General features: G+C 72.9%; 22 protein-coding genes. 13 read left to right on the forward strand and 9 right to left on the reverse strand.

Annotation, left to right across the window (positions count from 1 at the left end):
* Positions 1-104: 104 nt before the first annotated feature.
* The gene (locus QFZ71_RS20575) at positions 105-1100 is read right to left on the reverse strand and encodes a GNAT family N-acetyltransferase (protein WP_307669649.1); all 996 of its coding nucleotides are present in this window, start codon (positions 1098-1100) and stop codon (positions 105-107) included.
* 117 nt (positions 1101-1217) lie between these two features.
* Between QFZ71_RS20575 and fdxA the strand changes: the two genes are divergently transcribed.
* Positions 1218-1538 carry a ferredoxin gene (gene fdxA / locus QFZ71_RS20580; protein ID WP_307669650.1) on the forward strand — a complete coding sequence of 107 codons (321 nt, stop codon included), beginning with the start codon at positions 1218-1220 and terminating at the stop codon, positions 1536-1538.
* 149 nt (positions 1539-1687) lie between these two features.
* A complete protein-coding gene (dapC, locus tag QFZ71_RS20585) occupies positions 1688-2782 on the forward strand; it encodes a succinyldiaminopimelate transaminase (protein ID WP_307669651.1) in 1095 nt (364 codons plus the stop codon).
* 95 nt (positions 2783-2877) lie between these two features.
* On the opposite strand, the gene QFZ71_RS20590 is transcribed toward dapC, so the two are convergent.
* Together QFZ71_RS20590 and QFZ71_RS20595 are read right to left on the reverse strand one after the other, a co-directional pair.
* Complete coding sequence (locus QFZ71_RS20590; RefSeq protein WP_307669652.1) at positions 2878-3318, reverse strand: ATP-binding protein; 441 nt, start codon at positions 3316-3318, stop codon at positions 2878-2880.
* 291 nt (positions 3319-3609) lie between these two features.
* Positions 3610-4536: a hypothetical protein gene (locus tag QFZ71_RS20595; protein WP_307669653.1), complete on the reverse strand. Its 927-nt coding sequence runs from the start codon at positions 4534-4536 to the stop codon at positions 3610-3612.
* A gap of 173 nt (positions 4537-4709) precedes the next feature.
* Here QFZ71_RS20595 and dapE point away from each other — a divergent pair, with 173 nt between their 5' ends.
* Together dapE and QFZ71_RS20605 are read left to right on the forward strand one after the other, a co-directional pair.
* Positions 4710-5789, forward strand: coding sequence for a succinyl-diaminopimelate desuccinylase (dapE, locus tag QFZ71_RS20600; RefSeq protein ID WP_307669654.1), 1080 nt, complete (start codon positions 4710-4712; stop codon positions 5787-5789).
* A 103-nt stretch (positions 5790-5892) separates the two neighbouring features.
* Positions 5893-6678, forward strand: a complete 786-nt coding sequence (locus tag QFZ71_RS20605) for a TIGR00730 family Rossman fold protein (RefSeq protein WP_307669655.1) — start codon at positions 5893-5895, stop codon at positions 6676-6678.
* A gap of 54 nt (positions 6679-6732) precedes the next feature.
* On the opposite strand, the gene folP is transcribed toward QFZ71_RS20605, so the two are convergent.
* Positions 6733-7605, reverse strand: coding sequence for a dihydropteroate synthase (folP, locus tag QFZ71_RS20610; protein ID WP_307669656.1), 873 nt, complete (start codon positions 7603-7605; stop codon positions 6733-6735).
* A gap of 124 nt (positions 7606-7729) precedes the next feature.
* Here folP and QFZ71_RS20615 point away from each other — a divergent pair, with 124 nt between their 5' ends.
* Together QFZ71_RS20615 and QFZ71_RS20620 are read left to right on the forward strand one after the other, a co-directional pair.
* The gene (locus tag QFZ71_RS20615; protein WP_373465138.1) at positions 7730-8272 is read left to right on the forward strand and encodes a DivIVA domain-containing protein; all 543 of its coding nucleotides are present in this window, start codon (positions 7730-7732) and stop codon (positions 8270-8272) included.
* Positions 8269-8865 carry a DNA-3-methyladenine glycosylase I gene (locus tag QFZ71_RS20620; protein ID WP_307669658.1) on the forward strand — a complete coding sequence of 199 codons (597 nt, stop codon included), beginning with the start codon at positions 8269-8271 and terminating at the stop codon, positions 8863-8865. Before QFZ71_RS20615 ends, QFZ71_RS20620 begins: the two co-directional genes overlap by 4 nt.
* A gap of 4 nt (positions 8866-8869) precedes the next feature.
* Here the strand turns inward: QFZ71_RS20620 and QFZ71_RS20625 are convergent, their stop codons facing one another.
* The gene (locus QFZ71_RS20625; RefSeq protein ID WP_307669659.1) at positions 8870-9682 is read right to left on the reverse strand and encodes an enoyl-CoA hydratase/isomerase family protein; all 813 of its coding nucleotides are present in this window, start codon (positions 9680-9682) and stop codon (positions 8870-8872) included.
* A 316-nt stretch (positions 9683-9998) separates the two neighbouring features.
* Between QFZ71_RS20625 and QFZ71_RS20630 the strand changes: the two genes are divergently transcribed.
* Positions 9999-10166 (forward strand): DUF3117 domain-containing protein, encoded by a 168-nt coding sequence (locus QFZ71_RS20630; RefSeq protein ID WP_003966491.1) that lies wholly within the window; start codon positions 9999-10001, stop codon positions 10164-10166.
* 136 nt (positions 10167-10302) lie between these two features.
* Here QFZ71_RS20630 and QFZ71_RS20635 read toward each other — a convergent pair whose 3' ends face one another.
* Entirely contained in the window at positions 10303-10968 is a 666-nt protein-coding gene (locus tag QFZ71_RS20635) for an O-methyltransferase (protein WP_307669660.1), read from the reverse strand.
* A gap of 249 nt (positions 10969-11217) precedes the next feature.
* Here QFZ71_RS20635 and sigE point away from each other — a divergent pair, with 249 nt between their 5' ends.
* From sigE to QFZ71_RS20660, 5 genes are all read left to right on the forward strand, one after another.
* Positions 11218-11907 carry an RNA polymerase sigma factor SigE gene (gene sigE, locus QFZ71_RS20640; RefSeq protein WP_228990526.1) on the forward strand — a complete coding sequence of 230 codons (690 nt, stop codon included), beginning with the start codon at positions 11218-11220 and terminating at the stop codon, positions 11905-11907.
* Positions 11904-12959, forward strand: coding sequence for an anti-sigma factor (locus QFZ71_RS20645; RefSeq protein ID WP_307669661.1), 1056 nt, complete (start codon positions 11904-11906; stop codon positions 12957-12959). Before sigE ends, QFZ71_RS20645 begins: the two co-directional genes overlap by 4 nt.
* Before the next feature lie 88 nt (positions 12960-13047).
* Complete coding sequence (locus QFZ71_RS20650) at positions 13048-14838, forward strand: trypsin-like peptidase domain-containing protein (RefSeq protein ID WP_307669662.1); 1791 nt, start codon at positions 13048-13050, stop codon at positions 14836-14838.
* Positions 14839-15043: 205 nt separating this feature from the next.
* Entirely contained in the window at positions 15044-15535 is a 492-nt protein-coding gene (locus tag QFZ71_RS20655) for a sec-independent translocase (protein ID WP_307669663.1), read from the forward strand.
* Positions 15536-15660: 125 nt separating this feature from the next.
* Positions 15661-16335: a hypothetical protein gene (locus tag QFZ71_RS20660; RefSeq protein ID WP_307669664.1), complete on the forward strand. Its 675-nt coding sequence runs from the start codon at positions 15661-15663 to the stop codon at positions 16333-16335.
* Positions 16336-16481: 146 nt separating this feature from the next.
* Here QFZ71_RS20660 and QFZ71_RS20665 read toward each other — a convergent pair whose 3' ends face one another.
* Genes QFZ71_RS20665 through QFZ71_RS20675 form a run of 3 tightly spaced genes read right to left on the reverse strand, consistent with a single transcriptional unit; the run spans position 16482 to position 19495 of the window.
* Positions 16482-17615: an Mrp/NBP35 family ATP-binding protein gene (locus tag QFZ71_RS20665; RefSeq protein WP_307669665.1), complete on the reverse strand. Its 1134-nt coding sequence runs from the start codon at positions 17613-17615 to the stop codon at positions 16482-16484.
* Positions 17616-17658: 43 nt separating this feature from the next.
* Complete coding sequence (locus QFZ71_RS20670; protein WP_307669666.1) at positions 17659-18219, reverse strand: DUF1003 domain-containing protein; 561 nt, start codon at positions 18217-18219, stop codon at positions 17659-17661.
* Positions 18206-19495 carry a magnesium transporter MgtE N-terminal domain-containing protein gene (locus QFZ71_RS20675; protein WP_307669667.1) on the reverse strand — a complete coding sequence of 430 codons (1290 nt, stop codon included), beginning with the start codon at positions 19493-19495 and terminating at the stop codon, positions 18206-18208. The genes QFZ71_RS20670 and QFZ71_RS20675 overlap by 14 nt, the downstream gene beginning before the upstream one ends.
* 258 nt (positions 19496-19753) lie before the next feature.
* On the opposite strand from QFZ71_RS20675, the gene QFZ71_RS20680 reads away from it, so the two are divergent.
* Complete coding sequence (locus tag QFZ71_RS20680; protein ID WP_307669668.1) at positions 19754-20521, forward strand: hypothetical protein; 768 nt, start codon at positions 19754-19756, stop codon at positions 20519-20521.

The following is a 20521-nucleotide window of genomic DNA, read 5'->3' on the forward strand; positions in this document are numbered from 1 at the left end:
CGTTCATGTGCGCAGATCCGCCCGCCGTACACCCGAGGGGCCGTCACCGGTGCCTGCCCGAGGGCCCGTCCCGGAGCCGGTGCCGGGAGCCCCGGCGCGTTCCGTCACGCCGGGCGGTAGTGGTGGTAGCGGTGGTGGAGTGCGAAGCCCATGCCGTCGTACAGCGCCCGCGCCCCCTCGTTGTCCTCCTCGACCTGGAGCCAGGCGGCCGACGCGCCCTCGTCCAGGGCCCGTCGTGCCAGCGCGGTCATCACGGCGGTCGCGAGCCCGCGCCGCCGCCGCTCCGGGGCGACCTCGACGGCCAGGAACCCGGCCCACCGGCCGTCCACCACGCACCGCCCGATCGCGTCCGGCGCGTCACCGTCCCCCGCGACCGTGGCGAACCAGACCGAAGGGCCGCTCCTCAGCACGGGCAGCACCTGCGGTCCGGGGGTGGAGAACCGCTGGTAGCGGGAGAGCCAGGCCGCGTCCGGCTCGCGGGTCAGCCGGACCGCCGTACCCGCCGCCGCCCCGTCACCGACCGGCGCCAGCGCGGCGATCCGCACCTGGGCCGAGACCTCGCGCCGCCACCCGTGCCGCTCCAGCTCCGCGCACAGGACCTCCTGCGTGCCCGCGGCCCCGGTCGCCGTCTGGACGTACGGGGGGAGCCCCCGCTCCCCGTACCAGGCGCGCACCCGCCCCAGCGCCTCACCGACCGGGAGCCCCGGATCGCCGAGCGGCAGCACGGAGTTGGCGCGCCGGGTGAAACCGGCGGCGGCGCGCAGCCGCCAGTCGCCCAGTGCCTCGCTCTCCACGGGCTGCCAGGCGCGCGCCGTGACGGCGGCCAGTTCCTCGAAGGAGGCGGCGGGACCGCGCCGACGGGCCGGCGCGGCGGGCACGACCTTTCCGGCGACGAGGGAGGATTCCCCGATGTGCGCGGACTCCCCGCTCTTTCGTGTGATCGAGAGCACACCGTCGGTCCATGATGTGAGCACCCCGACCGTGTCGGTGAACTCCGCGCCCGCGCCGCCGTTCTCCGTCCGGCACCGCACGGAGACGCGTTTGCCCACGTCAGCGCGGGTGATGCGAACGTCCATCCGTCCGCCGATCGTGAATTCCACAGGTCTGTCCGCCCCTCCTGTTCGGATCGTGCCCGAGAACGGAGATACTAGGGGTGGGCATCGACGACGCCGCGCTCCCGCGCGAGAGCCAACGCCCTACCGAGGAGGAACGACAGCGTGACCTACGTCATCGCGCAGCCTTGTGTCGACGTGAAGGACAAGGCCTGCATCGAAGAGTGCCCCGTCGACTGCATCTACGAGGGCCGGCGGTCCTTGTACATCCACCCGGACGAGTGCGTCGACTGTGGAGCGTGTGAGCCGGTCTGCCCGGTCGAGGCCATCTTCTACGAGGACGACACTCCGGAGGAGTGGAAGGACTACTACAAGGCGAACGTCGAGTTCTTCGACGACCTCGGCTCGCCGGGTGGTGCTTCCAAGCTCGGTCTCATCGAGCGCGACCACGCGTTCATCGCCGCACTGCCCCCGCAGAACCAGTAGGCGGCGGCACCACGCGCGCAGCCCGGTCCCGTACGGCTCGTCCCCGTGCGGGACCGTGGTGTTTCCCGCGCGGGAAACACCACGCGCACAGGCCGTGCGAGAACGCCCCGTACGAGATCAGCACGAGAAACCCGAGAAAGCAGAATCCCGTGTCCGCAGTCTCCTCCCGCCTCCCCGTCTTCCCCTGGGACAAGCTCGCGCCCTACAAGTCGACGGCGCTCGCCCACCCGGACGGCATCGTGGACCTGTCGGTCGGCACTCCGGTCGACCCGGTCCCCGACCTGATCCAGCGGGCGCTGGTGGCCGCGGCGGACAGCCCCGGCTATCCGACGGTGTGGGGCACCGAGGAGCTGCGGGACGCGCTCACCGGCTGGGTCGGTCGCTGCCTCGGCGCGGTCGGCGTCACGCACGCGAACGTGCTGCCGGTCGTCGGCTCCAAGGAGCTGGTGGCCTGGCTCCCCACCCAGCTCGGACTCGGCGCGGGCGACCGGGTGGCCTACCCCCGGCTCGCCTACCCGACGTACGAGGTCGGCGCGCGACTCTGCGGCGCGGAGCCCGTCGTCTACGACGACCCGACCGAGCTGGACCCGGCCGGGCTGAAGCTGCTCTGGCTCAACTCGCCCTCCAACCCGACCGGCAAGGTGCTGCCCAAGGAGGAGCTGACCCGGATCGTCGCCTGGGCGCGCGAGCACGGCGTCCTGGTCTTCAGCGACGAGTGCTACCTGGAGCTGGGCTGGGACGCCGAGCCGGTCTCGGTGCTCCACCCGGACGTCTGCGGCGGCCACTACGACGGCATCGTCGCGGTCCACTCGCTCTCCAAGCGCTCCAACCTGGCCGGGTACCGGGCCGCGTTCATCGCGGGCGACGCTGCCGTCCTCGGTGAGCTGCTGCTGATCCGCAAGCACGGCGGGATGATGACGGCCGCCCCCGTCCAGGCGGCCACCGTCGCCGCCCTCGGCGACGACGTGCACGTCTCCGAGCAGCGCGCCCGGTACGCCGACCGGCGCCTCGCCCTGCGCGCGGCCCTGGAGGCGCACGGCTTCCGGATCGAGCACAGCGAGGCCAGTCTCTACCTGTGGGCGACCCGCGACGAGCCGTGCTGGGACACCGTGGCCCACCTCGCGGAGCGGGGCATCCTGGTCGCGCCCGGCGACTTCTACGGCCCCGCGGGCGCGAGCTTCGTCCGGGTGGCGTTCACCGCGACCGACGAGCGGGTGGCGGCGGCGGTCAAGCGCCTGTCCTGATAGGGACCCGGAAGCGCGGGGCCCGGAGACGCGGCAGGGCCCGGGAAGTGCGCACTCCGCACTTCCCGGGCCCTCCCGCTGGTGCCGGGCTCGGGTCAGCCGATCGGCAGCCCGCTCAGCGGCAGGGCGTCGGTGGGCAGGCCGCCCCGGGTGAGGGAGTCGGTGGGCAGACCGCCGCCGGCGGCCTCGGCCACCCCGCCCACGGCCTCGCCCGCGCTGCCCGCGGTCCGGCCGGCGGTCTCCTGGGCGGCCGGGACGGCCACCTTGGCGGAGCCGCCGACGGCCTCGCCCGCGGCCGGGAGCGCGGTGCCCACGAGCCGGCCGCCGGTCTGACCGGCCGCCTCGGTGCCCTGCCGGGCGGTGCTGTCGAGGGTGTCGCCGACGCTCGCGCCGTCCAGCGAGGTCAGACCGCCCAGGTCCGTGGTCTGCGGGAGCTCTGCGGCGCTCGCGGCGCCGGCCGCACCGACCACGGGGGCTGCGCCTGCGGCGATCAGCAGCGCGGCACGAGCGATCCGACGGGCCAGGGGGAGGGACATGATGCTCCTTCAGCGGGTTGTGCACGGATGCGTCCGTCCGGTGATCCGGACGCCCTGACAACCGCTGCGGGGGCGGGGGAGGTTGCGGTGCGCAAAGGTAAAGACTGAGTAATGCGTCCGATTATCCGCAGCGCCGGAAACCGGGCAAACGATCCATACCGCCGCGCCCCGGTGAACCGTCACTCCTCTTGCGCGGCAAGGGGATCGGGGCAGGCTCGCCGAGCCTGTGAGGGAAGGGCGGGAAACGTCCGGGGCCGGGGCCGCCGGGGTCCGTACGGGGGATGGGGCGTACTACTGAGCGACCCGGATGCCGACCGTCGCCACACCCGTTTCCGTACCCTTCGGGTCTTCTGTCCGCCAGCCCCGGCCGGCTTCCCAGACCCGGTCCGCGTAGCTCACGCGCTCGATCCGCAGCGCCTCGGACTGCGCCACCGCCCAGTGCGCCAGCTCCCAGCCGCGCCGGGGCGCCCTCTCGTCCCCGGCCTTCGCCGGTGCCGCCGGTACGGGGACGGAGACGGTCGAGGCGGCGGAGGGCCCCGCGGCCTTCGCGGCGGGCAGCACCTCCTTGCCGAAGGCGCGCACCAACTCGGCCCGCACCTGTCCGGCGTCGCCCGGACCGTCCGCCGTGGCGGTGGACGGGGTGCAGTTCAGCGCGGCGGGCCTGCGCCCGGTCAGCGCGGCGGCCAGCAGCGCGGCGTCCGGCTCGTGCTTCGCGTACGCCTGCGGGAACCCGCTGCGCTGCACGCGCTGCGCGGCCACGGTCAGCGGGAGCCGCGAATAGCCGGGGACCTCGGCCAGGCCCTCGTAGAACTTCCCGGACGAGTAGACCGGGTCCATGATCTGCTCCGCGCTGCCCCAGCCCTGCGAGGGCCGCTGCTGGAACAGGCCCATCGAGTCCCGGTCGCCGTGGTCGATGTTGTGGAGCGCGGACTCCTGGAGCGCGGTGGCCAGCGCGATCGTCACCGCCCGCTCCGGCATGCCCCGCGTGGTGCCCACGGCGGAGATCGTCGCCGCGTTGACGGCCTGGGCGAGGCTCATCTCGTACCGCTGCGTCCCGCCCTCGTCCCCGTCCTTCGCCTCCACCACGCAGCGCGGCGGGTTCTTCGAACCGGAGGAGTCGTACTGCACGGCCAGATAACCGCCGAGCGCCGCGAGCACGGCGAGGGCGGCCCCGTAGCGGAGGAGGCGTCGTCGGCGAGGGCTGGCTGTCCTGGGCACGGGCCCACCGTACTGGAGGGTATGGCCGGGACCGATACCTCGGCGTTCCGGGACCGATTCCCCTGTGTTCCGGGGCGGCACCCGCGTCGTCGCAGGGGGACGGCCCCTGTCCCCCACCGGTGCGGAGCCCAGCCCCTCACGGGTGCCGACCCCTGTCCTCTAGGGTCGGGGCCATGGCCGACAGCACGCTTGACCTCACCCTGGACGGACCCGCGCTCACCGCCCGGCTCGTCGACCTCCCCTCCGTCAGCGGGGAGGAGGAGTCCCTCGCCGACGCGATCGAATCGGCCCTGCGCGCCCTGCCCCACCTCACCGTCGACCGCCACGGCAACAACGTCGTCGCCCGTACGAACCTGGGCCGCGCCGAGCGCGTCGTCCTCGCCGGGCACATCGACACCGTGCCGGTCGCGGACAACGTCCCCTCCCGCCTCGACGGGAACGGCGTCCTCTGGGGCTGCGGCACCTCCGACATGAAGTCCGGCGTCGCCGTCCAGCTGCGGATCGCCGCCACGGTCCCCGTTCCCAACCGCGACCTGACCTTCGTCTTCTACGACAACGAAGAGGTCGCCGCACACCTCAACGGCCTCGGTCACATCGCCGAGGCCCACCCCGACTGGCTCGCCGGGGACTTCGCCGTCCTCCTGGAGCCCTCCGACGGCGAGGTCGAGGGCGGCTGCCAGGGCACGCTCCGGGTCCACCTCCGCACGACCGGCGAACGGGCCCACTCGGCGCGCAGCTGGATGGGGTCCAACGCCGTCCACGCCGCCGCCCCGATCCTGGCGAGGCTCGCCGCGTACGAACCGCGCCGCCCCGTCATCGACGGCCTCGAATACCACGAGGGCCTCAACGCGGTGGGCATCGAGGGCGGCGTCGCCACCAACGTCATCCCGGACGCCTGCACCGTCGTCGTCAACTACCGCTACGCCCCCGATCGCACCGAGGAGGAGGCGATCGCCCACGTCCGCGAGGTCTTCGCGGACTGCGGGATCGACGAGATGGTCATCGACGACCACTCCGGCGCCGCCATGCCGGGCCTCTCGCACCCCGCCGCCCAAGCGTTCATGACCGCCGTCGGCGGCACCGCCCGGCCCAAGTTCGGGTGGACCGACGTCTCCCGCTTCGGCGCGCTCGGCGTCCCGGCCGTGAACTACGGACCCGGCGACCCCATGTACGCGCACAAGCGCGACGAACACGTGGTCGTCGAGCGCATCACCCACTGCGAGGACCGGCTGCGCTCCTGGCTGACCAGCTGACGCACGGCATTCCCCCGTACGTAACCTCCGCCGATCTACGCTGGCCGTACGCAGCACGACACGTACGACCCAGCACGACGCAGGTCGGTGGAGGGAGCGCAACATGGGCAACGCCGAGGACGCACGGATTCCCGACGGCGCGGAGGTCCCCGAGGGCGCGGTCAGCCCCGAGGAACAGTGGCTGGGCCCGGTCCTGCGCCGCAGGGAGCAGGTCCAGCCCGGCACGACCGACCAGCGGCTGCTGGACTCCGAGGGCGACTCCGAGTGGGTGCACACCGACCCCTGGCGGGTGATGCGCATCCAGTCGGAGTTCGTCGAGGGCTTCGGCGCGCTCGCCGAACTGCCGAGCGCGATCAGCGTCTTCGGCTCGGCACGCACCCCGGCCGGATCACCTGAGTACGAGGCCGGCGTGGAGATCGGCAAGGCCCTGGTCGACGCGGGCTTCGCGGTGATCACCGGCGGTGGGCCGGGCGCGATGGAGGCCGCCAACAAGGGCGCCCGCGAGGCCAAGGGCGTCTCGGTGGGCCTCGGCATCGAGCTGCCCTTCGAGTCGGGCCTCAACCCGCACGTCGACATCGGCGTCAACTTCCGCTACTTCTTCGTCCGCAAGACGATGTTCGTGAAGTACGCCCAGGGCTTCGTGGTCCTGCCCGGCGGCCTCGGCACCCTCGACGAACTCTTCGAGGCGCTGACCCTCGTCCAGACCGGCAAGGTCACCCGCTTCCCGATCGTCCTGTTCGGCACGGCCTACTGGGGCGGCCTGGTCGACTGGCTCCGCGACACGGTGGTGGCGCAGGGCAAGGCGTCGGAGAAGGACCTGCTGCTGTTCCACGTGACGGACGACGTGGAGGAAGCGGTGAGACTGGTGACGAAGGAGGTCGGACGGTAGGCACGCCGAGCCCGGCCGGCCCTTCCGGGCCGCCGGGCCCCTCGGCCGGCCGGGCTACGCCAGCCCGCGCCGCGCCACCGCCGGCGGCCGGTGCCCGGCGATCGACGCCACCATGTCCAGCACCTGGCGCGTCTCCGCGACCTCGTGCACCCGGTACACCCGCGCCCCCAGCCATGCCGAGACGGCCGTCGTCGCCAGGGTGCCGATGACCCGTTCCTTCACGGGCCGGTCCAGCGTCTCCCCGACGAAGTCCTTGTTGGACAGGGACACCAGCACCGGCCACCCGGTCTCCGCCATCTCCTCCAGCCGCCGCGTCGCCTCCAGCGAGTGCCGGGTGTTCTTCCCGAAGTCGTGGCCCGGATCGATCATGATCCCGTCCGGCCGCACCCCGAGTTCCACCGCCCGCTCCGCCAGCCCGAGTGTGACCCGCAGGATGTCCGCCATCACGTCCTCGTACGCGATCCGGTGCGGCCGGGTCCGCGGCTCCGCGCCGCCCGCGTGCGTGCACACCAGACCCGCCCCGTACCGCGCGGCGACCTCCGCCAGCTTCGGATCGACCCCGCCCCACGCGTCGTTCAGCAGGTCCGCCCCGGCCTCGCAGACCGCCTCGCCCACCTCGTGCCGCCAGGTGTCCACGCTGATCACCACGTCCGGGTGGCGGCGGCGGACCTCGGCCACGAAGCCGACCGTGCGGCGCGCCTCCTCCTCGGCGGTCACCTCCTCGCCGGGTCCGGCCTTCACCCCGCCGATGTCGATGATCGCGGCGCCCTCGGCCACCGCCTGCTCGACCCGCGCGAGCGCCGGCTCGTCGCGGAAGGTGGCGCCCTGGTCGTAGAAGGAGTCCGGGGTCCGGTTCACGATCGCCATGATCACCGGTTCGTGCGGACCGAATTCCCGCCGCCCCAGCCTGAGTGCACCGCTCGGCATCCCGTCTCTCCTCCTCAGATAGTCCGGCTGCGACCCTACGGCCTTTCGTGGGCGGGCCCGACTTGTCGGTGCCGCATGGCACGATCGGAGCCGGACGAGGTTTGCCGCCCCCGGGGAGATGCGCGTGTTCTGGTTCTTGCTGCTCACGATGGTCGTGGTCGTCACCGCGGTCACCCTCGCGGTGGTCGGCGGTGGCGGGAGCGCGGTGCTCCAGGACGTAGCGCCCGAGCGGTTCACCGATCCGCTGCCCGCGGCCCGCCCGGTCGGCCGGGCGGACATCGACGCGCTGCGCCTGCCGATGGCCCTGCGCGGCTACCGGATGGCCGACGTCGACGAGGCGCTGACCCGGCTCGGCGCGGAGCTGGCCGAGCGCGACGCCCGGATCGCGGAGCTGGAATCCGCCCTGGCCGGGGACCGGGCGGCGGCCGTGACGACGGGCACCGGCCTCTTCGAGAAGCCGGGCGACCGTTCCGCGGCGGCGGAACGGCCCCCCTACGAGCGGTCGGCCGAGCCGGCCGCTCCCGGTGACCGGCCCGTCGAGTCGGCGGAGGACCGCCCCACCGAGCAGGGCGGCCGGCACCCCGAGCCGGGCGACCGCACCGGGACGGACGGCCGCGACCGCACGGAGTCCGACGGCCGCGACCGCACCGGGGAGGACGGCCGATGAGCGGCGGAGCCGTGCCCGCCCCGGACGGGGGGCTGCGCTGCCCGTGGGGCCTGTCCGCCGAGGACTACCTCGCCTACCACGACACGGAGTGGAGCCGGGCGGTCCACGGGGACGACGCCCTGTTCGAACGTCTCTGCCTGGAAGCCTTCCAGTCCGGGCTCTCCTGGATCACGATCCTGCGCCGCCGCGAGACCTTCCGTACCGCCTTCGAGGGATTCCGGATCGAGGCCGTGGCGAAGTTCACCGACGCCGACCGGGAACGGCTCCTGGCCGATCCCGGCATCATCCGCAACCGGGCCAAGGTCGACGCCACCCTCGCCAACGCGAAGGTGCTCGCCGCGTGGCCGGCCGGGCAGCTGGACGAGCTGATCTGGTCCTACGCCCCCGACCCGGCCGCCCGGCCCGCCCCGCGCACCCTGGCGGACGTCCCGGCGGTCACACCCGAGTCCACCGCGCTCGCCAAGGAGCTGAAGAGGCGCTCGATCCGCTTCGTCGGCCCCACCACCGCCTACGCGCTGATGCAGGCCTGCGGACTGGTCGACGACCATCTCGCGGACTGCGTGGCGCGCGCCGGAGGCAGCGCGCCACGCTGAACGGCTACCTCCCGAGGTAGACCGGCTTCTCCTTGGCGAGGAACGCCTCCACCGCGATGGTGTGGTCCTGCGACGCGCCCGCCCGCGTCTGGAGTTCGTCCTCCTTCTCCAGCGTCTCGGCGAGCGTGTGCCCCGCGCCGTACGCCATCGACTCCTTCAGCGCCGCGTACGCCACCGTGGGGCCGGCGGCCAGGGTGCGGGCCACCGCCGCCGCCTGCTCGGCCAGCTCGGCCGCCGGGACGACCCGGTTGACGATGCCCAGCTCCAGCGCGTCCTGTGCGGAGATCGAGCGCGGGAAGAACAGCAGGTCGGCGGCGCGGCTCTGCCCGATGAGCCGGGGCAGGGTCCAGGACACGCCCGAGTCGGCGGTGAGGGCGACGCCCGCGAAGGAGGTGTTGAAGGAGGCGCTGTCGGCGGCGACCCGGTAGTCGGCCGCCAGCGCGAACCCGAACCCGGCCCCGGCCGCGACGCCGTTCACCCCGGCGACGACCGGCTTCGCCATCTCGGTGATCGCCCGCACGATCGGGTTGTAGTGCTCCCGGACCGTGCTCAGCGCGTTCCCGCCGCCCGACTCGCGGGTGGCGGCGAGCGTGGCGACGTGCTCCCTGAGGTCCTGCCCGACGCAGAACGCGCGCCCGGTGGCCGTGAGCAGAACGGCCCGCACCCCCGCGTCCGCCGACGCCGCGAGCAGCGCGTCCCGGAGCGCGACCTTCGCCGCGGTGTTCATCGCGTTCATCGCGTCCGGTCGGTTGATCGTGATCGTCGCGAGCCCCTCGCTCACGTCGTACAGGACGGTGTTCGCCGGCTCGTCGGCCATTCCGGTATCCCCTCGCTGCTCGGGCATCGTTGCCACAAGAGGCAAGCATGGCCGATCAGGAGCTGGGCAGATATGTGACCTGTGTCTAACGATCGGCTCCCGCCAGGGGGTCCGGAGCCGCGCAGTATCGCAGCTGGATTGCCGAATTGGGTGGTTTTGCGAGAGCGCGTTGCGCAAGCGATGCAGACCGATGTTGGTCATCGGGGTCGTTGATGCGGGATAATGGCGAAGAAGCAATGTGTTCGATGCCGGTGAGGCAGCGCCTGTCATGGGGCCGCCGGTTGCGATTGAGCTGGTTTCAGGAAGGGGAACGAGCATGGCGGCCATGAAGCCGCGGACGGGCGACGGCCCGCTCGAGGTGACAAAGGAGGGGCGGGGCATCGTCATGCGCGTTCCGCTCGAAGGCGGCGGTCGGCTTGTTGTCGAGCTGACTCCGGACGAGGCCGATGCCCTCGGCGACGCGCTGAAGAAGGTCGTCGGCTGACGCGGAACGCCCATCACCTGCACCTCTGCCCCGGTACGGAACTCCGTACCGGGGCAGAGGTGCGTCCGGGCGTCGTGCGGCCGGGGGAGACCCCACGTGCCCCGCGGGCGTACGCGCTTCCGCCCGCCGGGCGGGCTCAGCCGCGCCGGACCGCGCAGAGCAGACCGTCGCCCACCGGCAGCAGGGTCGACATCAGCTCCTGGCTCTCGCGCACCGCGCGCAGCAGCTCCCGCAGCCGCAGCACCTCGGCCGGCTGGGCCGCGGAGTCGACCGTACGGCCGTCCGCGAAGACCCCCTCGAAGCAGACCAGCCCGCCGGGGCGCAGCAGGCGCAACGATTCAGCGAGCACGTCGAGGCTCTCCAGCCGGTCGCCGTCGCAGAAGACGAGGTCGTAGCCGCCGTCCGCCAGCCGGGGCAGGACGTCCAGGGCACGGCCGGGGATGAACCGGGCCCGGTTGGTGGCGAAGCCCGCCGCACGGAACGCCTCCCGGGCGAACTGCTGGCGCTCGGGCTCGGGGTCCACGGTGGTCAGCACCCCGTCCGGCCGCATTCCGTGCAGGAGATACATGCCGGACACGCCCGTGCCCGTACCGATCTCCGCCACCGCTTTGGCGTCCGCGGCGGCCGCCAGCAGGCGCAGCGCGGCGCCGGTGCCCGGTGTCACCGGGCGAAGTCCCAGCTCGTGAGCCCGCTCCCGGGCCACGTGCAGTGCTTCGTCCTCGGCGACAAAGGCGTCGGCGAACGCCCAGCTCGTCTGCCGGTTGGCGGTAATGACCCTCTCCTGTCCCCGTAGTTGGCGCAACGGTGACTGTATCCGCTGGACGCGGGAACCCGCAGATGGGACCGGGCGTTGTGCAAGGCGTGGGGAAAGCGCAGCGACCGGGACCGCGGAGCGGGCCGCCGAGCTGAGCCGAAGACCCGGGCGACGCCCGGCCCCATCAGGGAAAAGGCTTATCCGGAGCTAACGGGCGAGGTGGCTATGGTAGGGGCTCCACTGGACACCACCAGAGCCGATAGGGGAGGTGCGGCTGCGCCTGTGGACCGGGGAGGGATGCTGCGGCGCCTTCTCAGGTCGGCCGGTGAGCCGAAATCCGTGACCGACATCGCTGACCGTTCTTCCGAAGACTCCGCACCGACCGCGACCTTCGCCTCTGATGCGGATTCTCAGGCGTGGACCCCGCCCTCATGGGAAGAGATCGTCAGCACGCACAGCGGTCGCGTGTACCGCCTCGCCTACCGGCTGACGGGAAACCAGCACGACGCCGAGGACCTGACCCAGGAGGTCTTCGTCCGGGTGTTCCGCTCGCTGTCGACGTACACGCCGGGCACCTTCGAGGGCTGGCTGCACCGCATCACGACCAATCTCTTCCTGGACATGGTCCGGCGCAAGCAGCGCATCCGTTTCGACTCGCTCGGCGACGACGCGGCCGAGCGGCTGCCCAGCCGGGAGCCGTCCCCGCAGCAGGTCTTCAATGACACCCACTTCGACGCCGACGTGCAGCAGGCGCTGGACACCCTCGCGCCCGAGTTCCGTGCGGCCGTCGTCCTCTGCGACATCGAGGGCCTCAGTTACGAGGAGATCGCCGCGACCCTCGGGGTGAAGCTCGGCACCGTCCGCAGCCGTATCCACCGCGGGCGCTCGCACCTGCGCAAGGCGCTCAAGCACCGTTCGCCCGAGGCCCGCGCCGAGCAGCGCTCCCTGGCGGACGCGATCCTGGCGGGGGAGGGCGGACTGGCGTGAGCGGCACAGGTCCGACCGGTCCCACCCCTGCCGAAGCGCACCTGGGGGACCGGCTCGCCGCACTGGTCGACGGCGAGTTGAAACACGACGCCCGCGAGCGGGTCCTGGCCCACCTGGCGACCTGCGCCAAGTGCAAGGCCGAGGCCGACGCCCAGCGCCGCCTGAAGAGCGCCTTCGCCATGTCCGCCTCACCCTCGCCCTCCGAGGGGTTCCTGGCCCGCCTCCAGGGCCTTCCCGGCGGTCCTGGAGGCGACGGGGCCGGCTCCGGCGCGCCGTTCGGCGGCCGGAGCCCCTTCGCGGAGGAGTTCTTTCCCGCACTGCGGCCCTCCGGAGGCAGCACCCGCGCCGACTCCGCGCCCTCCCCGCTCGACGGCTTCGGGTACGTTCCCGCCGCGCACGGCGCCGGTGCCGTGCTGCCGGGGCGGCCCGTCTCCGGATCCGTCTTCCGCATACACGAGGTGGCCCGCGACGCGGACCGCTCCGCGTGGCGCGGGCGGCGCTTCGCGTTCGCGGCGGCCGGCGCCGTCTCCCTCGCGGCCATCGCGCTCGGCGGCTCCCTGCCGCTCGACTCCGGACCCGAGCCCTCACTGCGGGCCGAGGGCACCGGGAACAACGTTTCCCCACTCGACGCGGAGACCCGCGCGGAGAAGGGCGCCAAGGCGGTCAGCCGCCGGAGCGGCGGTGCGCTCGCCCCGGCCGGCGGCGTCGAGCCCTTGCGGACGGGACGTCCCTCCGGCACCGCCCCGGCCGGCACGGACAGCGTGCATCCCGCGCTCACCGGGAAGGCCCCGGCGGCCCCGGCCGCCACCCCTCCCGTGAACCGGCAGGTTCCGCCGGCCGCGCCGCTGCTGTTCGGCGGCCCGGCCTCGGGCGGACACCCCTTCGTGCTCCCCGTGCTCAATGTGTCCGTGCCGCCGTTGGTACGGCCGGCCGCCTCCGGCGCCCCGTTGACGGCGCTCGGCAGCGGGACGAAGCCGAAGACGGCCTCCTCGGCGTCGCTCCCGCGCGTGCCCGCCAACGATCTGGCGAGCCCGCTTTCCCCCCGGCCCTGACCGGACCCTGCACGGAGCTTCGACGACCTGGTTGAATTCCGTTCAGGAACGCCTCCGGGGGCGTACAGAGGCCAGTTGCGGGGAGAGCATGGACGACGGGAAGCCCACCGGGCCGCAGGCGAAGTGGTGGAGCCGCCCCACGGCGCGCCGCGCCGACCGCATCGAATCGGACACCGGGACCGCCCCCGTGGAGCCCCCGGTGGTGGAGGACCCCGCAGAGGCGGCCCCGGCCGCCCGTGCCGTCGCGGCGGCCCCTGCTCCGACCGTCCCGGCGCAGACCCCGGCACCGGAGGCCCCGGTACAGGCCCCCGTCCCGGAGGTCCCGGCTCCGGCCGTTCCGGATCAGCAGGACGCCGCCCCGGTCCCGGCGGACGCGCCCGGCCAGGAGGTTCCGCACCCGAGACCGTCCGGGCCGCCGCTGCACGAGCCCGACGAGTACCGCACCCCGCCCTACGGCGGCCCCGGACCGTGGGCGCCCGCCCCGCCGGTGCAGCGGCCGACCCCGGCGCACGGCACCGTCGTACCGCCGGGGGCCGGGGGGCCCGCCCCGCAGTACGCCGCTCCCCACGCGGCGCAGCCGCCCCCCGGCGCTCCCGAGCACCAGGGGCCGCACCCGGCGTCGGCGGCACATCCCGTACCCGCGGCTCATCCGGCCCCGGCTCCGCCCCCGGCGCAGCAGCAGACGCAGTGGCTCCAGTACGACCCGTGGGGTGCCCCGGGGCCGCTGAGCCGGACCGGTCCCGAGGGCGGAGAGCCCGGCCGGCGGAAGAAGCGGCGGGGCGGGACGCTCGCGGGGGCGCTCCTGCTGGCCCTGGTCGCGGGCGGCATCGGCGGCGGGGTCGGCGCGTACGTCGAGCGCAACGGCGGCCTGACCACCGTCGAGCTGCCGCAGGCGGGCCGCGACCACGGTGACCGGGCCCCCGAGAGCGTCGCGGGGATCGCCGCCAGCGCCCTGCCCAGCGTGGTCACCCTGCACGTCAGCGGCGCCGCCGAGTCCGGCACGGGCACCGGGTTCGTCCTGGACGGCCAGGGCCACATCCTCACCAACAACCACGTCGTCGCCCCGGCCGGGACCGGCGGGGACATCACCGTGACGTTCAGCACCGGAGAAACGGCCTCCGCCGAACTCGTCGGCAAGGACAGCGGTTACGACCTGGCCGTCGTCAAGGTGCGCGGGGTGTCCGGGCTCAAGCCCCTGCCCCTGGGCAACTCCGACAACGTTCAGGTGGGCGACCCGGTGGTGGCCATCGGCGCGCCCTTCGACCTGTCCAACACCGTGACCTCGGGCATCATCAGCGCCAAGCAGCGGCCGATCACCGCGGGCGGCGAGAAGGGCGACGGCAGCGACATCAGCTACGTCGACGCCCTCCAGACCGATGCCCCGATCAACCCCGGCAACTCCGGCGGCCCCCTGGTCGACACCCGCGCCCATGTCATCGGCATCAACAGCGCGATCCGGGCGGCCGACAGCGGTGGCGGACCCGAGTCCGGCGGTCAGTCCGGCTCCATCGGCCTCGGCTTCGCCATCCCGATCAACCAGGGCAAACGCGTTGCCGAGGAGCTGATCAGCACCGGCAAGGCCACCCACCCGGTGATCGGCGTCACGCTGGACATGAAGTACACCGGCGACGGGGCCAAGGTCGGCACGAAGGACGCCGACGGCGGACCCGCCGTCGCCGAGGACGGTCCGGCGGCCGAGGCGGGCATCAGGTCCGGCGACGTCATCACCCACGTCGAGGGCCAGCGGGTGCACAGCGGCGAGGAGCTGATCGTGAAGATCCGCGCCCGCCGTCCCGGCGACGAGCTCGACCTCGAGCTGACCCGCGGCGGCAGCGAACGGACCGTGACCCTGACCCTGGGCTCCGCGAGCGGAAGCTAGGACCTCTCGCTCGGGTCGTGCCGGGGCGGTGCGCCCGGCACGATCCGCCCGAGAAGCCCTGGCACGCGTACGGCGTCCCAGCCCCTGACGTCCACCGCGAGGTACCGCCCGGACACCTTCGACAGGTACCTTTGAGCGGTCCGGGCGTCGGGGAGCCCGGCCGGGATCGCACGGAGAACACGCGGAGAACACGAGGAGCAACAAGGTGTTCAATGACATCGGCGCACTGGAGCTGCTGACGCTCGGGGTGCTGGCCGTGCTGGTCTTCGGCCCCGACAAGCTGCCCAAGCTGATCCAGGACGTCACCCGCACCATCCGCAAGATCCGCGAGTTCTCGGACAGCGCCAAGGAAGACATCCGCTCCGAGCTCGGCCCGCAGTTCAAGGACTTCGAGTTCGAGGACCTCAACCCCAAGACGTTCGTCCGCAAGCAGCTCATGGACGGCAACGACGACCTGGGGCTGAAGGAGATCCGCGAGAGCTTCGACCTGCGCAAGGACCTGGCCGACGTCACCGACGCGGTCAACGGCCGCACCCCGGCCGCCTCCGATACCGCCAACAGTGCGGCGGACGGTGCGGTCGGCGGCGGTGGCTCCACCCGTCTGACCAAGACCGACGACACCGCTCCTGACCTGCTGAAGAAGACCCCGCGGCAGGACCGGCCCGAGCGCCCGCCGTTCGACGCAGACGCCACCTGACCCCGGTCAATCCCGGCTGGTCCGGACAGTATGGCTATTCTCCATCTGTCCGGTTGCGAGGACGCCCGAGCCCGCGGGGGGCGGGCCGCTCCGGATCATGACTGATCGAGGAGGCGGCCGCGCAGATGGAGACGACGAGTCGGATTGATACGGACGGTGTTCCGGGCACGGCCATGGCGGAGGAGACCCCGCGGAAGGCCCGCGCCGCCCGGCGGGGCGTCGACGGCTATCTGAAGGCGACCTTCCCCTGGTACGGGCTGGACGAGGCGTTCACCGGTCCGCGCTGGCTGATGCAGGTCGGCACCGCGGCGGACGGCACCGTCCAGCACGGGGCGACGGGGCACGGCGACGAGCCGTCCGTGAAGACGGACGGGGCCTCGGCCGACAAGGAGCGGTTCGCCGCGGTGATCACCGTGGCCGCGAGCCCGGTGCGCCGCAGCGGTGACGGTACGGGCGTGCTGGACGCCACCACGGTGTCCTCGGCCGCCTGGCTCGCGGGCTCCGGACTGCTGGCGTACACCTGGCCGGCCCAGATGGACCACACCCTGCGCGACGACTGGCTGGACCAGCAGACCGAGACGGCGTTCACCCTCGCCGACGACCTCGGCAGCGCGCCCTGGACGACGCTGTCGCTGCCGGTGGACGGGGTGCCGGTGCAGTTCCACTACCGGGAGTCCGAGTTCGGGTGGGTCCTCGCCGGCTCCGCCCACGAGGGCGTCCACATCGGGGCGTACGGGCGGGGGATGAGCGCGTACGGTCTCGGCTTCGCGGCCATCAAGGACATCGAGACCTACGTGTGACGACGACGTACGCGCGACGACGCGCGGACGGCGGTCACGTGCCGCGGGGCGGCGTTCGCGCGTACCGGCGACACGGAACGACAGGGCGGGCCGGATGACCACCGGCCCGCCCTGTCGTGTGCCGTGCGCCGTGGAGGCGCCGGGCGTCAGAACTTGTTGCGGGGGGTGATCCCCAGCGACATGCCCGACAGGCCGCGCTGACGGCCGCCCAGCTTCCGTGCGATCGCCCGCAGCGCGCTGCCGGCCGGGGAGTCCGGGTCGGAGAGGACGACCGGCTTGCCCTCGTCGCCGCCCTCGCGCAGCCGTACGTCGATCGGGATCGAGCCGAGCACCGGCACCTCGGCGCCGACCGTGCGCGTCAGCCCCTCGGCCACCCGCGCACCGCCGCCCGAGCCGAACACGTCGACCATCTCGTCGCAGTGCGGACACGGCATGCCCGACATGTTCTCCACCACGCCGACGATCTTCTGGTGGGTCTGCACGGCGATCGAACCGGCCCGCTCGGCCACCTCGGCCGCCGCCTGCTGCGGGGTCGTGACGACCAGGATCTCCGCGTTCGGCACGAGCTGCGCCACCGAGATCGCGATGTCGCCGGTGCCCGGAGGCAGGTCCAGCAGCAGGACGTCCAGGTCACCCCAGTACACGTCGGCGAGGAACTGCTGGAGCGCCCGGTGCAGCATCGGCCCGCGCCACACCACGGGTGCGTTGCCCGGCGTGAACATGCCGATGGAGATGACCTTCACGCCGTGCGAGGACGGCGGCATGATCATGTTCTCGACCTGGGTGGGCTTGCCGTCGGCGCCGAGCATCCGGGGCACGCTGTGCCCGTAGATGTCCGCGTCCACGACGCCGACCTTCAGCCCGTCCGCCGCCATCGCCGCGGCGAGGTTCACCGTCACCGAGGACTTGCCGACGCCGCCCTTGCCGGAGGCGACCGCGTACACGCGGGTCAGCGAACCGGGCTGGGCGAAGGGCACCTCCCGCTCGGCGCTGGAGCCGCGCAGCGAGCTCGCCAGCTCCTTGCGCTGCTCGTCGCTCATCACGTCGAGGGTCACCTCGACCCGCGAGACGCCCTCGACGCGGGCGACCGCCTCGGTCACGTTCCGGGTGATCGTCTCGCGCATCGGGCAGCCGGAGACCGTGAGATACACCGTGACAGCGACTACACCGTCAGGATCGATCTCGACCGATTTCACCATGCCCAGCTCGGTGATCGGGCGGTGGATCTCCGGGTCGTTCACTGTCGCCAGTGCCTCAAGCACCGCGTCTTCCGTAGCCATACCGACGATGTTACGGCGCGAGGGCCTACGCGCGGGTAGCCCGTCAGCGGTCGCCTTCGTCACTCTCGGCCGGGAACGCCCACCGGCGCTCCTCCATGTCCTTCACCATGTCCTGGAGTTCCGAGCGGATCCAGTCGCGGGTGGCGACCTCGCCCAGGCCCATGCGCAGTGCCGCGATCTCCCGCGTCAGGTACTCGGTGTCGGCGATGGAGCGCTCGTTCTGCTTGCGGTCCTGCTCGTGGGTGACCCGGTCGCGGTCGTCCTGCCGGTTCTGCGCGAGGAGGATCAGCGGCGCGGCGTAGGACGCCTGGAGCGAGAGCGCCAGGGTCAGGAAGATGAACGGGTACTCGTCGAAGCGCAGATGCTCCGGGGCGAAGATGTTCCACACCACCCAGACGATGATCGTCAGGGTCATCCAGACGATGAACCGCCCGGTCCCCAGGAAGCGGGCGATCCGCTCCGAGAACCGGCCGAACGCCTCCGGGTCGTACTCCGGCAGCAGCCGCCGGCGCGGGTCCTTCGGCTGGTCCAGCCGGGTGCGCGGGGGCCGCACCAGGCCCGAGGAGCCGGTCGAGGCCGCCTTCGCCCGCTCATCGCCCGCCATGCCCGATCCCCTCCTCCCCGTGCAGATCCGTCTCGCGCCAGTCGTCGGGCAGCAGGTGGTCCAGCACGTCGTCCACGGTCACCGCGCCCAGCAGCGAACCGCTCTCGTCCACCACGGGCGCCGAGACCATGTTGTACGCCGCCAGATAGCTGGTGACGGTCGGCAGCGGGGTGTCCGGCGACAGCGGCACCAGATCGCTGTCGACGATCGAGCTGATCAGGGTGAACGGCGGATCGCGCAGCAGCCGCTGGAAGTGCACCGTGCCCAGGTACTTGCCGGTCGGGGTCTCGTCGGGGGAGCGGCAGACGTACACCTGAGCGGCCAGCGCCGGCGACAGGTCCTGCTGGCGCACCCGCGCCAGCGCGTCGGCCACCGTGGCGTCCGGCCGCAGCACGATCGGCTCGGTCGTCATCAGACCGCCCGCCGTCCGTTCCTCGTACGACAGCAGCCGCCGCACGTCGGCCGCGTCGTCGGGGCGCATCAGCTCCAGCAGCCGCTCCTTGTCCTCCTCGGGCAGCTCGGAGAGCAGGTCGGCCGCGTCGTCGGGGTCCATCGCCTCCAGGACGTCGGCGGCCCGCTCCTCGGCGAGCTTGCCGATGATCTCCACCTGGTCGTCCTCGGGCAGCTCCTCCAGGACGTCGGCGAGCCGGTCGTCGTCCAGGGCGGCCGCGACCTCCGCCCGGCGCTTGGGCGAGAGGTGGTGCAGGGCGTTGGCCACATCGGTGGGGCGCAGCCGTTCGAACGTGGCGACCAGGCTCTCCGCGCCCTGGCCGTGCTCGTCCAGCGAGAAGCCGCTGACCGCCGACCACTCCACCGTCAGCGTCTCGCCCTTCCGGCGCAGCGCCCCGCCGCGCCCCTTGCGGACGAAGTACTTGTCGATCTCCCAGTCGCGGCGGGCGGGCAGCTGCTGGATGGCCACGTCCAGGACGGTGACCTCCTCACCTTCCTCGCCATGGCCGTCCACCAGCCGCACCCGGCGGTCCAGGAACTCGCCGAGGACGAGGCGTTCGGTGGGCCGCTGTTCGAAGCGCCGCATGTTGACGACGCCGGTGGTGATGACCTGGCCGGACTCGACGCCCGTCACGCGGGTCATCGGCAGGAAGATCCGCCGCCGGCTGATCACCTCGACCACCAGGCCCAGGATGCGCGGCGGGCGTCCGCCGACCCGCAACATCGCCACCAGGTCGCGGACCCGGCCGACCTGGTCCCCGTTCGGGTCGAACACGGGCACCCCGGACAGGTGGGAGACGAAGACCCTGTGTGTGACCGCAGCCATCCGCCGCCTCCTTCGTCCGTCCGTGTCGATGTGCGTCCGCACCCGGCCGCGCCGCCGGTGTGGCCGGGTCCGCGCCGATCGGCGTGAGCCGGACCGCGCCGACCAGCGTGTTTCGCCGGTACGCCGGGATCAGGCTAGCCCGTACCATCGCACCGCGCCCCGGCGGACCCGTCCGTACGGCTGGCTGCCGGACGGTGCGCGCTCCCCAGGTACGCTGCCGTCTGCTACCCCCGATCGCAGTGGAGAGGCAGTGCGCCCGTGACCTCTTTTGCCCCGGCCGTGCGGAACCATCGCCGGACCGCTCTCGCTCTGGTGCTGTGCGGAGGGCTCACCGTGGCCCTGGCCGCCTGCGGCACGGAGGAGGACCCGGACAAGGGGACCAACGGCGTGGCGAAACTCTCCGCCGCCGAGATCGACGAGAAGGCCAGAGCGGCGGCGGACGCGGCGAGCGCCGTACGGCTGTCGGGCACGCTGGTCAGCAAGGGCGGCACCTACCGGCTGGACATGAAGCTCAACGCGCAGGGCGGGATGGGCTCGGTGTCCTCGAAGAAGCTGAGCTTCGCGCTGCTGCGGATCGGCGACGAGCTGTTCCTCAAGGCGCCTGCCGAGTTCTGGTCCCACGAGGACGGCGGCGACGAGGGCGGGCCCGCCGACGTGGCCGCCGCCGACAAGCTGGGCGGCAAGTACGTGAAGGTCCCCGAGGACGACCCCAGTTACCAGCGGCTGCGCGGCTTCACCGACAAGAAGATCCTGCTCGACGGACTCCTGGCGCTGCACGGCAAGGTCAACAAGGGCGACCGGGACACCGTCGCCGGGCACCGCACCATCCAGCTCCTGGGCGGCAAGGGCGAGGGCGGGGCCTTCGACGTCTCGCTGGAGGACCGGCCGTATCCCGTACGGGTGGCCCGCGGCGGCGGCGGGGGTACGGTCTCGCTGGCCGACTGGGGCCGGGCGTTCCCCCTGGAGGCCCCCGACGAGAGCGACACGGTCGACTACGGCGGCCAGCTCCCCAAGTCCGCCGGCTGA

It is taken from the genome of Streptomyces sp. V2I9, assembly GCF_030817475.1.
Lineage (GTDB): Bacteria > Actinomycetota > Actinomycetes > Streptomycetales > Streptomycetaceae > Streptomyces.